Source organism: Sphingomonas trueperi (assembly GCF_011927635.1).
Classification (GTDB): domain Bacteria; phylum Pseudomonadota; class Alphaproteobacteria; order Sphingomonadales; family Sphingomonadaceae; genus Sphingomonas; species Sphingomonas trueperi.
This window is the reverse complement of record NZ_JAATJB010000004.1, coordinates 1-13,792: the sequence shown is the minus strand read 5'-3', so window position 1 is coordinate 13,792 and position 13,792 is coordinate 1. Positions and strand designations below refer to the sequence as shown.

14 protein-coding genes and 1 tRNA gene are annotated in these 13,792 nt (G+C 68.0%); 9 read left to right on the top strand and 6 right to left on the bottom strand.

The window, feature by feature from the left end:
* Positions 1 to 12 precede the first annotated feature (12 nt).
* The 6 genes from GGR89_RS07860 to GGR89_RS07840 form a co-directional block, all read right to left on the bottom strand.
* A complete protein-coding gene (locus tag GGR89_RS07860) occupies positions 13 to 951 on the bottom strand; it encodes a contractile injection system protein, VgrG/Pvc8 family (RefSeq protein ID WP_241213621.1) in 939 nt (312 codons plus the stop codon).
* Positions 948 to 1,337 carry a phage tail protein gene (locus GGR89_RS07855; protein ID WP_125973675.1) on the bottom strand — a complete coding sequence of 130 codons (390 nt, stop codon included), beginning with the start codon at positions 1,335 to 1,337 and terminating at the stop codon, positions 948 to 950. The genes GGR89_RS07860 and GGR89_RS07855 overlap by 4 nt, the downstream gene beginning before the upstream one ends.
* Positions 1,334 to 3,355, bottom strand: a complete 2,022-nt coding sequence (locus GGR89_RS07850; RefSeq protein WP_125973677.1) for a phage tail tape measure protein — start codon at positions 3,353 to 3,355, stop codon at positions 1,334 to 1,336. The genes GGR89_RS07855 and GGR89_RS07850 overlap by 4 nt, the downstream gene beginning before the upstream one ends.
* Positions 3,356 to 3,377: 22 nt before the next feature.
* Entirely contained in the window at positions 3,378 to 3,830 is a 453-nt protein-coding gene (locus GGR89_RS22630; protein ID WP_277600091.1) for a site-specific integrase, read from the bottom strand.
* 18 nt (positions 3,831 to 3,848) lie between these two features.
* The gene (locus GGR89_RS22625) at positions 3,849 to 4,769 is read right to left on the bottom strand and encodes a tyrosine-type recombinase/integrase (RefSeq protein WP_277600092.1); all 921 of its coding nucleotides are present in this window, start codon (positions 4,767 to 4,769) and stop codon (positions 3,849 to 3,851) included.
* 15 nt (positions 4,770 to 4,784) lie between these two features.
* Positions 4,785 to 4,874 (bottom strand) — tRNA-Ser (locus GGR89_RS07840).
* 253 nt (positions 4,875 to 5,127) lie between these two features.
* On the opposite strand from GGR89_RS07840, the gene GGR89_RS07835 reads away from it, so the two are divergent.
* From GGR89_RS07835 to GGR89_RS07795, 9 genes are all read left to right on the top strand, one after another.
* On the top strand, positions 5,128 to 5,676 hold the full coding sequence (locus GGR89_RS07835) for an FxDxF family PEP-CTERM protein (RefSeq protein ID WP_125973679.1): 549 nt from the start codon (positions 5,128 to 5,130) through the stop codon (positions 5,674 to 5,676).
* Between the two features lie 162 nt (positions 5,677 to 5,838).
* Positions 5,839 to 6,876: a lytic murein transglycosylase gene (locus GGR89_RS07830; protein WP_125973681.1), complete on the top strand. Its 1,038-nt coding sequence runs from the start codon at positions 5,839 to 5,841 to the stop codon at positions 6,874 to 6,876.
* Positions 6,860 to 7,696, top strand: coding sequence for an SPOR domain-containing protein (locus GGR89_RS07825; RefSeq protein WP_125973683.1), 837 nt, complete (start codon positions 6,860 to 6,862; stop codon positions 7,694 to 7,696). The genes GGR89_RS07830 and GGR89_RS07825 overlap by 17 nt, the downstream gene beginning before the upstream one ends.
* Positions 7,697 to 7,727: 31 nt before the next feature.
* On the top strand, positions 7,728 to 8,894 hold the full coding sequence (locus GGR89_RS07820; RefSeq protein ID WP_125973685.1) for a D-alanyl-D-alanine carboxypeptidase family protein: 1,167 nt from the start codon (positions 7,728 to 7,730) through the stop codon (positions 8,892 to 8,894).
* Between the two features lie 5 nt (positions 8,895 to 8,899).
* Entirely contained in the window at positions 8,900 to 9,883 is a 984-nt protein-coding gene (locus GGR89_RS07815) for an AAA family ATPase (protein WP_125973687.1), read from the top strand.
* 45 nt (positions 9,884 to 9,928) lie between these two features.
* On the top strand, positions 9,929 to 11,434 hold the full coding sequence (metG, locus tag GGR89_RS07810) for a methionine--tRNA ligase (RefSeq protein ID WP_125973689.1): 1,506 nt from the start codon (positions 9,929 to 9,931) through the stop codon (positions 11,432 to 11,434).
* A complete protein-coding gene (locus GGR89_RS07805) occupies positions 11,431 to 12,210 on the top strand; it encodes a TatD family hydrolase (protein ID WP_125973691.1) in 780 nt (259 codons plus the stop codon). Before metG ends, GGR89_RS07805 begins: the two co-directional genes overlap by 4 nt.
* Before the next feature lie 19 nt (positions 12,211 to 12,229).
* Positions 12,230 to 13,006: an MBL fold metallo-hydrolase gene (locus GGR89_RS07800; RefSeq protein WP_125973693.1), complete on the top strand. Its 777-nt coding sequence runs from the start codon at positions 12,230 to 12,232 to the stop codon at positions 13,004 to 13,006.
* Entirely contained in the window at positions 13,003 to 13,617 is a 615-nt protein-coding gene (locus GGR89_RS07795) for a retropepsin-like aspartic protease family protein (RefSeq protein ID WP_125973695.1), read from the top strand. The genes GGR89_RS07800 and GGR89_RS07795 overlap by 4 nt, the downstream gene beginning before the upstream one ends.
* Positions 13,618 to 13,792 lie beyond the last annotated feature (175 nt).

Below are 13,792 nucleotides of genomic sequence, written 5' to 3'. Positions count from 1 at the left end.
CTAACCGGTGGTTCACCCCGATATAAGCCAGCGCTGCGCATCGATATCGGCCTTGAACCCTTGGGCGGTGGCGGGCTGCTCGGGAGCGAGATCCGCGCGGCCGAAGGCGAGGGTGAGATCCAGGCTGCGCGGCGCGCGGCCCGCGCGCCTGGCCTCGGCCGCGGCGGCGCGCTTCGCTTCCGCTTCGCTGGCATAGACGCGGGATAGCTTGCGCTCGGCGCCGTCGCTGCTGCCGGCCGTCACCTGCTGCTTCTTCGCGCCTTTGCGATCGTGCCACTCGGCCACCACCTTGCCGGCGGCCTCACGCTTCTCGACGCGGTAGCTGTGCCGATCGCCGTCGCGGCGGCGGATGGTGACGCCGGGCAGGGGCTTGCCGGTGGCGGTGATGCCGGCGCCGATGGGCGCGAAGATCAGGCACCCGGCCTTGATCGTGGCCACCGCGTCATGCTCGCGGCCGAGGCGGCGCAGCAACGCGATGTCGCTTTCGCGCTCCTGCGCCTTGGCATGGACGGCGATTGAGGCGAGCGCGGGCGCGCAGCGGGGCTGGAGCCGGTGCCGGCCGGCGATCGCCTGGACGATCGCGCCGAGCGTGGTGTCGTGCCAGCTCTGCTCGCGGCGGGTGGTGAGGCTGCCGGCAAAGTCCGCGGCGCTGGCGCGGATGCTGACGGTGTCGGGCGGCCCGCTATGCTCCACCGTATCCACCGTGAAGCGGCCCTTGTCGACCAGGCCGATCGCGACGCCGTCGCCGGCCTTCCAGCCGAGCGCGACGGTGAGCACCGCACCCTCGGGCGGCAGGGCCAGGCGGCCGTCGCTGTCGTCGAGCACCAGGTCGAGCTGGTCGGCATCGCCCCCGCGCTTCTCGGTGAGGCGCAGGCTGATCAGGCGCGGGCGGATCCTGGGCGACAGATCCTTGCCGTCCAGCGTGATGCGGAAATCGGCGGTGGGCGTCATGCGGCGGCATCCGGCGCTTCGAGCAGGTCGATGCCGAAATCGATCTGGCGCGGCCGGCCATCGGGGAGGAAGTGGCGGTGTCGTTCGTCGATCGCGGTGATGACGAAGTGGCCGAGGACATTGCCGCGACCGTCGACCAAAGGCCACTCCTCGCCCTCGGCCGCCATGTCGATCAGCTGGTCGAGCGAGACGCGGCCGTCCGCCAGTTCGACATGGGTGCTGCCCGAGAGCGTCACCGTCTCCAGATCGGCGCCGGTGAACTGGATCGCATCCTTGGCGCCGACGCGCCCGTTCGTCGCGAAGCGCCAGGCGCGTTTGCGCTGCAGCTCGTCATAGGCGAGCGTGTCGATCGCGAAGACGAACATGCCCAGGCTCAAGAGCTTCACAGGTCATCTCCATCGGGGCGGTCGGCCATCGACGTGCGGCGGCCGGCGCCGACGCGGGTGAGCCTCTCGAGCTCGGCGCGAACGGCGCGGGCGAGATCGCGCTCCGACTGGCCGGGAAGCTGCTGGATCACGATCGTCACCGGGCCAAGCGCGGCGGGGGCAGCGCTCGGCCGCGCTGCTGCCGGTGCTGCGCTGCCGGCGCCGATCGCCAGCGCCGCAGTGCCGGTGGCGACCGCGTTGGCGAGGCGGCTGGTGAGGCCGTCGATCCGGTCGACGGGGCGGTCCTGATCGCGTGCGAGTCCCTGATCGAGCCCCTGCATCATGAAGCCGCCGAACGACGCGAACACGCGCGAGGGCGAGTGAATACCGAGCTTGCTCTTGAACCAGCTCGCCGCCGCCGATGCCGCCCCAACGATCGTATCCTTGAGCCGTCCCAGCATGCCGGTGATGCCGGTGATGATGCCGCGCACGATATCGCCGCCCGCTGCAATCATGCGCTGCCCCAGCGGCCCGCGCATCCAGGCGAGCAGTGCCATGAAGCCCTGGATCATCAGCCCCACGGGGGAGAAGCTCAGCAGTACGCGGCCGACGAACTGGATCGCGGACCAAGTCGCCGACTTGATGCTCTCCCACAGCCCGGCGAACCAGGTGCTGATCGCTCCCCAATTGGCGTAGATCGCATAGACCGCGGCGACGAGCGCCACGCCGCCGACGATCCCGATCAGCGGCAGCATGCCGACGCCGATCAGGGACGCCGTAGCGGCAAGTGCCGCAAAGGGCGCGGCCAGGCCGGCGATCAGGATCGCGCCGCCGCCGAGCACAAGGAACAGGGCAGCGAAGGCGGCGGCCCCCACGGCCAGCGACCGCGCCAGGCCCGGGTTGGCGGCGGTCCACTTCGTGACGCGGTCGGTGAAGGCGTTCGCGCGCTCGAGCACGGCGTTGACGGTGGGGAGCAGCTTGGCGCCGAGCGTGACCGCAAGCGCGGTGCCGCTCACCTGCAGGCGCCTGGTCTGCTCGGCCGAGTCCTTCATGCGCTCGGCGAAGTCGCGATCGGTAGTGCCGCCGGCCGCCAGCGCCGCCGCGCGGATGCGGCGATATTCCTCCATATTGGCGATCAGCGGGCGCAGGCCCTGCTGCACCTGGGCATCCTCGAACAGGTTGCCCAGCTTCGACATGTCGCCCTTGAGGGTCTTGTTGGTCAGCTCGGCGAGGGCGGCGAGCGCCTGGCGGAGGGCAGGGTCCCGCGGCTCGCGGGGGCCGCGGTTCGTGATCGCATTCGGCACCTTGCCCAGGCGGCGGAGCTTAACCACCAGGAGCTGGCAGTAGCGCTGGAAAACCCGCCCGGTCATCTTGGCGCGATGCTCGAAATAGTAGGCGTTACTGGTCTGTTCGCGCTGCGGGGCAAACTCGCCTTCGTTGGCGGTTTTGACCGTGCGCCGCACCCAAGCAATGAAGCCGTGGTCGCGTAGGCGCTGGAGCGCCGCGATCACGCTGTTCCGGTGGCAACCGGCGCGCGCGGCGATCGTCTCAATCGCGGGGAACAGGCGGCCGGTGGCGAAGTCGATCGTCTGGAGCAGCGCCTCAAGCACGGTGATGTCGATGCGCCGCAGCCGCCCGTCTGCGGCCAGCAGGTAGCTGCTGACTTTGCCGAGCTCCTGGCGAAGAAGGGCGGGGCGCCCCGGCGCGGCCTCGGCGCCGGCTACGTACTGGTCGAGCTCGGCCGAAAGCGCGGCGTGCCGCTGGCGTGCTTGGCGAATCTCGGCGAGGGGGTACTCGCGCCAGAGATGCTGGAACAGCTCCTTCGCGGTCTGGATCAGCGCCTCGCGGTGCGCGATGCCCTGGCCGACGCTGCCGTCGCCGATCGGCCGCCAGGGCTTCGCCCGCGCGTCGTCGACGTCGTAGCTGTCGCGATGCGGTGTACGGCGCTTGCCCTCGGGATCGTGATCCGGGCCGCGCGTCTTGCCCTGCAGGCTGGCGCTCACGCCCTTGAGGATCTGGCGTACGGAACGGGCCGTCATGCGCGGCCCCCGCGGGCGAGCGTCAGCGGCGCGGAAGGTCCAGCAGCGTATCGGGCGCAGGCAAGCCGTCGGTCAGCATGTCTGCCCACAGCTGCGCAATCTCCCGCCGCCGCGGCATATACGCCGCCCGGTTGTAGGCGAACTCCACACCTTTCGGCTTGTGGGCCAGCATGAGATCTATGACGGCCTGGTCGCCTGGCCTGTTCTCGCGCTCGGCCAGCTCGTTCATTGCCGTCGAGAAGGTCGAGCGCCATCCGTGCGGAACGTGCCGCCCGCGAAATTCGGAAAGGCGATTGTACATCGTGCCGATCGCCGCGTCGCTCATCGGTCGGTGCGCGTGGCGCAGATTCGGGAACAAGTACGGTCCAGGTTTGGTGAGCCGAATCGCCAACTTGAACAGCTCGACGGCTTGTCGCGAGAGCGGCACCACGAACTCGAAGGCGGCATCGTTCTTCCGTTCGAGCGACAATTTCATCTTCTCGGCAGGAATGCGTCAGATCGGGGCCGTGCCGTCCAGGTCCTCGAGCTCGTCCGGCTGTGCGAGGCGAATCACCCCAGGTCGTACCGCAGTGAGCGCCAGCAAGCGCGACGCGATCTTGACTAGAGGCTGTCCCGGCTGCTTTTCGCTCTCCAGCAATAGCTGCTGGGCTTCCTGCAGGTTGCGGAGCGCCGGCTGCCGCCCACGCTTCACCGGCTTGAGCGCAGCATGCACCTCCGCGGCGGGATTGCCACTCGACTGGCCGGATGCAATCCCGAAGGCAAAGACCACTTCGAGGCGCTGGCAAACCCGATGCGCCGTCTCGATCGCCGGCCGCGACTCGATCGCGCGGAGCAGACGAAGCACGTCGGGGGGCGTGATCTCCGTGATCAGCGCTTCCCCCAAAACCGGAAACACGTCCCGCTCCAGGCTGCGCAGCACGTCCCGCGCGTGACGGGGTACCCAGGTCGCTTTCTGTACCCCAATCCAGTCTTCCGCCAACTGCTTGAGCGTGGGGGTGCCAGTGGGGGCACCGCGCTTCTTCACTAACGACGGGTCCTGCCCATCGCGAAGCATGGGAGCTGCGGCGTCCCGCGCGTCCCGCGCTCTGCTCAGTGGCATGTCCGGGTAGGCGCCGAGCACGAGGGCTCGTTCCTTGCCGCGCAAGCGATATTTGCAGCGCCACGAACGATAGCCCGTGGCCGTGACAAATAGATATAGGCCGCGCGAATCCGAGAGCTTGTATGCCTTGCCCGTCGGCTTCGCCGCGCGGCACTTCGCATCGGTTAACACGTGATACCCCCAGCTGCCGGGGGTCGTACCCGCAAAATGCCCCCAGAACATTTGCGAAACGCCGATGTGAATTGCAATCGGCTGCGACAGCGTTTGCAGCGAAAAAGCTGGGGAAAAGGGTTGTCCCGCAATGAGCTGCGGCAAGGCGCAAATGGTGGTTGGCGGAGGGGGTGGGATTCGAACCCACGGTGAGCTTGCACCCACGGCGGTTTTCAAGACCGCTGCCTTAAACCACTCGGCCACCCCTCCGTACGACGCCAGCGCCTAGTCCGAGTTGGCGGCCGGATCAATCCATCCCAGTGCGGCGCGGTGTTCACGGACCTGTCACATTCGAGTCGCGAGCGGCCAAGCGACAAACATCGTAAACGCACGCCCTTCCGCTGTTCCGGACCGGGACGGGGTCCCCGTTCGGGACCAACGGCTTGTTGAAGCCGGCGCGCCGGCGGCTAGTTCGGAAGGGGCTTCCAGCAATCGTTTCGGCTCCAGCGAAAACAGAGGGTTTATGATCAACAAGCTTCTTCCGGCACTCGGCGCCATCGCCGCCGTCGTCTCCTTCTCGGGCGCGGCGCAGGCCACCACGGTCGTCACCACCAACTACACCGGCGCGAACATGAACATCGCTCCGGGTACCGACGGCACCTACTCGGCCGATTTCGGCAAGTCGGGCATCGAGGCCGGCGACTTCGAGCACATCTACACCTTCACCCTGCCGGCCTATCTGACGGGCAGCGCCTCGATCAACACTAGCGCGGTGAAGCTCAAGGCTGCCAATGATCTCGACCTGTTCTCGGTCGTGTTCAACGGCGTTGCGCTGACCGGCACCTATGGCGGCCTGAACGAGGCGGTCTTCGCCAACGACGTGCCGATCATCGCTGGCAAGGAAAACACCATCGTGATCAAGGGCATGTCGCGCGGCAACGGCTCGTACGGCGCCCAGGCGACCTTCGCCCCGGTTCCCGAGCCCGCCAGCTGGGCGATGATGATCGGCGGCTTCGCGTTCGTCGGCGGTGCGCTGCGCCGTCGCAACACCGCACGCGTCGCGTTCGCCTGAACCACGCCTGCCGCACCCCTCCCGGGTGCGCTGGATCGAAGGACACCGGTCGTGCCCCGCGCGGCCGGTGTTTTTCCTTTGGTCGCCACCGGACGCGGTTTTCGTCGTATCGGACGGGCGCGCGGGCTTTCTGTGGGCGCGCGGCTGTGCAACAGCCGGGCCATGTCGCGTATTCGCTCGTATCTCGCCGGGATTGCCGGCCTCGCCATTGCCCTTGCCGTGCCGACAACCCCTGCGCTGGCGCAGGACGAGGCGGGCTTTCAAAGCTACCTCCAGACCCTCGCAGCCCAGGCCGCCGCCGCTGGGGTGAGCCGCCGCGCGATCGATGCGGTGATCCCGACGCTCACCTACAATGCCCGCGTGGTCGAGCTCGATCGCCAGCAGCCGGAGAGCAGCCCGAATGCCCCGGTCCCCGCCTTCGCGCCCTATCGCGCCCGCCATGTCGATGCCGATCGCATCACTCGCGGCCGCGCCGCCTATCTGCGTGCCCGCGGGCGGCTCTCGGCGATCGAGCGCGAGACCGGTGTCCCCGAATCGATCATGGTGGCGATCTGGGGGCACGAGACCAGTTACGGCCGGGTGATGGGCGGGTTCGATCTGCCGCGGGCGCTGGCCAGCCTTGCCTATGAGGGCCGCCGCCGCGCGCTGTTCGCCGACGAGTTCATCGCCACGCTCAAGATGATCGACCGCGGCGTGCCGCGCGAGAAGCTGGTCGGCAGCTGGGCGGGCGCGTTCGGCGGGCCGCAATTCCTCCCCAGCGTCTATCTGCGCCTGGCCCGCGACGGTGACGGCGACGGGGTGGCGGACATCTGGAACAGCGATGCCGACACGCTCGCCTCGATCGGCAACTATTTCGTCAATGCCGGCTGGCGCGCAGGCGTGCCCTGGGGCTTCGCCGTGTCCGTGCCCGCGTCGCTCGACCGCCGCCTGATCTCGAACCGCACCACGAGCCCGCGCTGCCCGCGCGTCCATGGCCGCCAGAGCCAGTGGAAGACGATGGCGGAGTGGCGGGCGCTGGGCGTCGTCCCGCAGGGCCGCGCCTGGCCGGGGGACAACTTGCTGGCGACGCTGCTGGAGCCCGACGGGCAGGGCGCAACTGCCTATCTCCTCACCGGCAATTACCGCGTGATCCTCGACTATAATTGCTCGAATTTTTACGCTTTGTCGGTAGGCCTGCTCGCCGATGCAGTGGAACGCTAGACCGATCGCGCTTGCCCTGGCGCTGCTTGCAGCGACGAGCGCCCGAGCACAGGACGCAGACCCGACGCCCGGCGCAAGCGGGCGCCGGGGCACGTCCGAGCGCCAGCCGGGCGACGGACGCTATGATGCGGTGGGCTATGCCGCGGTCCAGCCGTTCGGCGCCGCCGCCCTGGCGGTCAGCCCCAACCTGCCGGCCGAAAGCTATGCCGAGGTGACCGCGCTCGACAGCGGCCGCACGATTCTCGTTCGCATCGCGGAGACCTCCGAGGTTCCCGGTGCGGTCGCCGCACTCTCCGAAGGTGCCGCGAGCCAGCTCGGCGTTCCCGCCGATCGGCTGGCGGCGGTGCGCATCCGTGCGGTGCGACCCTCTGCCGAGGACCAGGCTGCGCTCCGCAGCGCCGGTGCCGCGCAGCCGCGCATCGATTCGCCGCCCGCACTGCTGCGTGCCCTGCGACTACAGCTCCCGCCGCAGCCCGATATCGGTGAGCCCCTTCTGCCACCTCCCGCGCAGCCGGACCCGATCGTCGACGTCATCCCGCACCCCGTCGAGAGCGTTGCGCCCCCGGCGAAACCCCGCTCGACCCCGAAGGTCGCGCCCCCCAAGCCGGGCCAGGGCCGCTATCTGGTGCAAGTGGCCGCACTTTCTTCGCCCGAACGCGCACAGGCGCTTGCCCAAAAGCTGCGCGGCTTCGTAAAGGCAGGGGGCGGGCTCTACCGCGTCCAGCTCGGCCCCTTCGCGACGGAGGCGGTGGCGGAGCGGGCGCGGGCAGAGGCCGTTCGGGCCGGGTTCGGAGATGCGCGCCGCACCACGGTCCGATAGGGGTAATTACTCGCGTTCTGGACCGATCATCATGAAGAAGCTCGCCGCCGCCTCGTTCCTGGCGCTCGCCATCGCCGCTCCGCTGCAGGCCGCCGGCCCGGATTTCCCGACGCCCGCGCCGATCGCCTACATGGAAGACATGTCCTCGGGCGCGGTGCTGTTCGCCAAGGATGCCGATCGCCGCATGCCGCCGGCCTCGATGGCGAAGATGATGACGGTCTATGTCGCGTTCGACCTGATCAAGAAGGGCGAGCTCAAGCTCGACCAGAGGATCGAGGTGCGGCCCGAGACCTGGAAGAAGTGGCACTCGCAGGGTTCGACCATGTTCCTGGGCGTCGGCGAGCAGCCGACCGTGGCGGACCTGCTCAAGGGCATCGTGACCCTTTCGGGTAACGATGCGTGCGTCGTCTTGGCCGAAGGCATCGCCGGCACGGAGGAGGGCTTCGTCAACCTGATGAACGATCGGGCCAAGAAGATCGGCCTCACCAACAGCCATTTCGGCACCTCGAACGGCTGGCCGGACGAGGGCCGCACCTATGTCACCGCGCGCGACCTGGCGCATCTCGCCGCCGCGACGATCCGCGACTTCCCCGATCTCTACAAGGCCTTCTACTCGCTGCCGAGCTTCACCTGGGGCAAGACCCTGGGCGCGGGCGCCGCGATCGAGCAGGGCAATCGTGATCCGCTCCTCGGCAAGGTGCCCGGCGCCGACGGGCTCAAGACCGGTCACACCGAGGAGGCCGGCTATGGCTTCACCGGCTCGGCCGAGCAGAACGGCCGCCGCTTGGTGATGGTGCTGGCAGGGCTCGACACCTATAGCGGCCGGGCCGACGAATCGGTGCGCTTCATGCGCTGGGGCTTTGCCGCCTGGAGCACCAAGCCGGTGGTGAAGAAGGATCGCACCGTCGGCACGGTCGACGTGCAGGGCGGCACCGCCAATCAGGTTGCCGTCGTCGCACCGCGCGACCTCAACATCACGCTGCCCTCGGGGCTTAGCCCGAAACTGGCCGGCAAGATCGTCTACCAGGGCCCGGTCAAGGCCGGCTTCAAGAAGGGCGACCATATCGCCGACCTGATCGTCGAGGGCGAAGGCATGCCGCAGCAGATGCTGCCGCTGGTCGCCGCCGAGGATGTCGGCCAGGCAGGCTTTTTCGGCCGCGCCTGGGCAGGGCTCATGTCGCTGCTCCACCTGGCCTGATCGCCTTGGCCGACGCCCTGATCGGCAACAACCAGGCCCGCGACGCGCTCGCCGCCGCGATGGCGAGCGGCGCGTTGCACCATGCCTGGCTGATCGCCGGGCCGGAGGGCGTGGGGAAGGGGGCCTTTGCCCGCATCGCCGCCGCGCGCATGCTGGCCGAGGCCGCCGAACCCGATCGTCTGCTGCCGGGCTGGGACGTGCCGGAGAGCACCCGCACCGCCAGCCTGATCGCCGCGGGCAGCCACCCGGACCTCAAGATCCTTGCCCGGCTGCCCAAGGATGCCGACAAGCCGGACGAGGCACTCGCTCGCTCGATCAGCATCGCGCAGGTGCGCAGCCTCCAGCCGCTGTTCGCGACCAAGCCGTCGCTCAGCCCGCGCCGGGTGGTGATCATCGACGCGATCGACGACCTCGAGCGTGGCGGCGCCAATGCGCTGCTCAAGAACCTCGAGGAGCCCCCGGCGGGGACGATCTTCCTGCTGGTGAGCCATGCGCCCGGCCGGCTGCTGCCGACCATCCGCTCGCGCTGCCGGCTGCTGCGCTTCGAGCCGCTGTCCGACGCCGAGACGACCACGGTGCTGCGCCGCCAGATCTCCGAGGCGAGCGAGATCGAGATTGCTGCGCTGGTCGAGGCTGCCGAGGGGTCGCCGGGCCGTGCGCTGCGCTTTGCCGGGCTCGACCTGTCGGCGCTGGAGGCAGACATGGCGCTGCTCGCCGAGCGCGGTGACCCGGACAATTCCGTGCGGACGCGCCTCGGCCGCCAACTCGGGTCAAAGGCTGCCCAGCCGCGCTACGAGGCATTCCTAGAGCGTTCGCCCAGCTTCATCGCCGCCCGCGCCAAGCGGCTGGAGGGCGAGGCGATGCGGACGGCGCTGGATGCTTATGTCGCTGCGCGCGAGCTGGCGGGAGCGGCGCTCGGCCTGTCGCTCGACGCCACCGCTACGGTGTTCGAGATGAGCGGCATCCTGGCCCGGCTCGCGCGTCGCTGAGCGTACAGGTTGCCCGTTGCTGCGCCGCATCCTAAAGCGGCGGGCATGGCTGACCCCTTCTACATCACCACCGCGATCCACTACCCCAACGGCAAGCCGCACATCGGCCATGCCTATGAGATGATTGCCGCCGACGCGATCGCGCGCTTCCAGCGCCAGCAGGGTCGCGACGTGTTCTTCCAGACCGGCACCGACGAGCATGGCCTCAAGATGGTGCAGACGGCACGCGCCCGCGACATGACCGCGCGCGAACTCGCCGATGAAATGTCGAGCTATTTCCGCGTGATGGCCGAGAAACTCGATATTTCGTGCGATCGTTTCATCCGCACCTCCGAGGCCGATCACTACCGCGCCAGCCAGGCAATCTGGGAGAAGATGGCGGCCAAGGGCGACCTGTATCTTGATCGCTACGAGGGCTGGTATTCGGTCCGGGACGAGGCCTTCTACGAGGAGAAGGAACTGGTCGAAGGGGAAGGGGGCCAGAAGCTCTCGCCCCAGGGCACGCCGGTGGAATGGACCAAGGAGGAGACCTGGTTCTTCCGCCTCTCCAAATACCAGCAGCCCTTGCTCGATTTCTACGCCGCCAACCCCGACTTCATCCGGCCGGAATCGCGCCGCAACGAGGTGCTGCGCTTCGTCGAGGGCGGTCTGGTCGACCTCTCCGTCAGCCGCACCAGCTTCGACTGGGGCGTGCCGGTGCCGGGCTCGCCGGGCCATGTGATGTATGTCTGGGTCGACGCGCTGACCAACTATCTGACCGGCGCGGGATTCCCCGACGATGCCGAGCGGCTGGCGCGCTACTGGCCTGCCGATCTGCACCTGATCGGCAAGGACATCGTCCGCTTCCACACCGTCTACTGGCCGGCCTTCCTGATGTCCGCCGACATTGCCCTGCCGAAACAGGTGTTCGGCCACGGCTTCCTGCTCAACCGCGGCGAGAAGATGTCCAAGTCGGTCGGCAACGTCGTCGATCCGATGGAACTGGCGGAGACCTACGGTGTCGACGCGCTGCGCTATTTCCTGCTGCGCGACGTCAGCTTCGGCCAGGACGGCACGTTCAGCGACGAGGCGATCGTCACCCGCGCCAATGCCGATCTCTCGAACAGCTTCGGCAATCTTGCCCAGCGCACGCTGAGCTTCATCGCCAAGAACTGCGAAGGCGCGGTGCAGGCCGGTCGCGCCGATGAGGCCGACGCAGTGCTTCTGACCGAGGTCGACACCGCCTGCGCCGCCTTCACCCGCGCCTTCCAGGATCTGGCGCTGAGCCAGGGCGTCGAGGCCTGGATGACGGGCGTGTTCGCCTGCAACCAGTATATCGACGCGCAGGCGCCCTGGACGCTGCGCAAAACCGATCCCGAGCGGATGCACGCGGTGCTCGGTACGCTGCTCAAGGCGATCCGTCGCCTCGGCGTGACGATCGAACCGGTGGTGCCGACCTCTGCGGCCAAGCTGCTCGCGCAACTGGGTCCAGAAGGCGACGCGGACTTCAAGATTGCGCCGCCGACCCCCATCTTCCCGCGACTTGAACTCCAGGCTTCCGAGGACGCATGAAGCTCGCCGACAGCCATTGCCACCTGATCTACAAGGGTCTCGGCGAGCAGCAGCCCGAGGTGCTGGCCCGCGCCCGCGACGCCGGCGTGGTGGCGATGCTCAACATCTCGACGCGCGAGAATGAATGGGACCAGGTGATCGCCGTCGCCGAGCGCGAGGCGGATGTCTGGGCCAGCGTCGGCATCCACCCGCACGAGGCGGACACCCACCCGCATGTCGACACTGCCAAGTTGGTCGAGCGCGCCCGGCACCCGCGCGTGGTCGGCATCGGCGAGAGCGGGCTCGATTACTATTACGACCATAGCGACCGCGACCGGCAGCGCGCGAGCTTCCGCGCGCATTTGGCAGCCGCGCGTGAGACCCAGCTTCCGATCATCGTCCACACGCGCGACGCCGAGGAAGACACCGCCGAGATTCTGCGCGAAGAAATGGGGAAGGGGGCCTTCCCCGGCGTGATCCATTGTTTCACCGCCAGCCGCGCCTTTGGCGAGATTGCGTTGGAACTCGGCTTCTACATATCGATTTCCGGTATCGTGACGTTCAAGAACGCCAAGGACCTGCAGGAGACCGCCGCCGCGCTGCCGCTGGAGCGGCTGCTGATCGAGACCGACGCGCCCTTCCTTGCGCCGGTGCCGCATCGCGGCAAGACCGGCGAGCCGGCCTTTGTGGTCGACACCTGCACGTTCCTGGCGCAACTCCGCGGCGAGGATCCAGAGATGCTGGCCGAGGCCACCCGCGCCAACTTCCACACGCTCTTCGCCAAGACGCTGGCGTGACCGGGCAGGGGACCTGCCCTTGACGCTAAGCATCCGCATTCTCGGCGCGGGCACGTCCTCGGGCGTGCCGCGCATCGGTCCCGACTGGGGCGCCTGCGATCCGAACGAGTCGCGCAACCGCCGGACGCGCTCCTCGGTGCTGGTGCGCAGCGCGACGACGACGCTGCTGGTCGACACGAGCCCGGACATGCGCGAGCAGCTGATCGCTGCGCAGGTCTCCGATGTCGACGCGGTGCTGTGGACCCATGATCACGCCGATCACTGCCACGGCATGGACGATCTCCGCCAGATCATGCATGCCCGTAGCGGCACGCCCGTGCGCGGGTTGGCCCGGCCCTTCACCTTTGAACAATTTTTCAGCCGTTTCCCCTATATCTTTGAAGGCCGAGGAAAATACTACCCGCCGGTAGTCGCGCTTGAAACCATGCCTGACAGTTTCACGATCGGCGACATCGCGGTCCGTGTCGTCGACCAGCCGCATGGCGGGATAACCTCGGCCGGCATGCGCTTCGAAAGCGGTGGCAAGGTCATCGGCCATGCCACGGATTTCCATGCAATGACCGCCGAGATGCGGCAGCTCTACACCGGTCTCGACGTGTGGGTCGTCGATGCGCTGCGCCGCGCACCGCACCCGACGCATCCGCATCTGGGCCAAGTGCTGGGCTGGATCGAGGAACTGCGCCCGGCGCGTTCAGCGCTGGTCCACATGGACCATAGCATGGACTATGCCACGCTCGCCGCCGAACTGCCCGCCGGTGTCGAGCCGGGCTATGACGGGCTGGAGTTGCACGCGTGAACGGTGTCGACGGCGTCAACATGGTCTGGCTGATCGGCGCGCTGGTGCTGGTGGTCAGCGCGCTCTCCGTGCGGCGGATCGGCTTCGGGCTGTTCCTGCGGACGCTGCTCGGCTGGGCGGCGATTGTGCTGCTGGTGCTGTTCGCGGTCGGGCACCGCTATGAGCTGGCGGCGGCCTGGTCTTCGCTGAGCGCCAAGCTGGGTCTCGAGGACCAACGCGTCGAGGGCGACACGGTGCGGATCCGGATGAGCCCTGACGGCCATTTCTGGGCGCGCGTCACGCTCAACGGCGCCGAGCGCCGCATGTTGATCGACAGTGGTGCGACGATCACGGCGATCTCCGAGCAAACCGCCAAGCAGGCCGACATCCAGACGTCCGAAGGCCTGCCGGCGATCATCGAGACCGCCAATGGCAGCGTGGCGGCGCGCCGTGCGCGGATCGCGGAAGTGTCGCTCGGGCCGCTCAAGATGCAAGATCTGGGCGTGGTGGTGTCGCAGAATTTCGGCGATCTGGATGTGCTCGGCATGAACTTTCTGTCGCGGCTGCATAGCTGGCGGGTAGAAGGAAATGTGCTGGTGCTGGAGCCGAAGGCGCCGGAGGGCACCGAGTAGCGCAGGCAGGTCTCCTCCTCCGCTGTCGATACTAAAAACTTTACATAATATTGATTATCGTTCCTTGCTCGGGGGTGGGCTGTAAGCGCAACGTACAAATGTCACTCTTCCGCCAGATAGAGATGTCACAATCTCTGGTCGGCGCCTTCCGAGTGGCATGCCACCCGAGCAATTG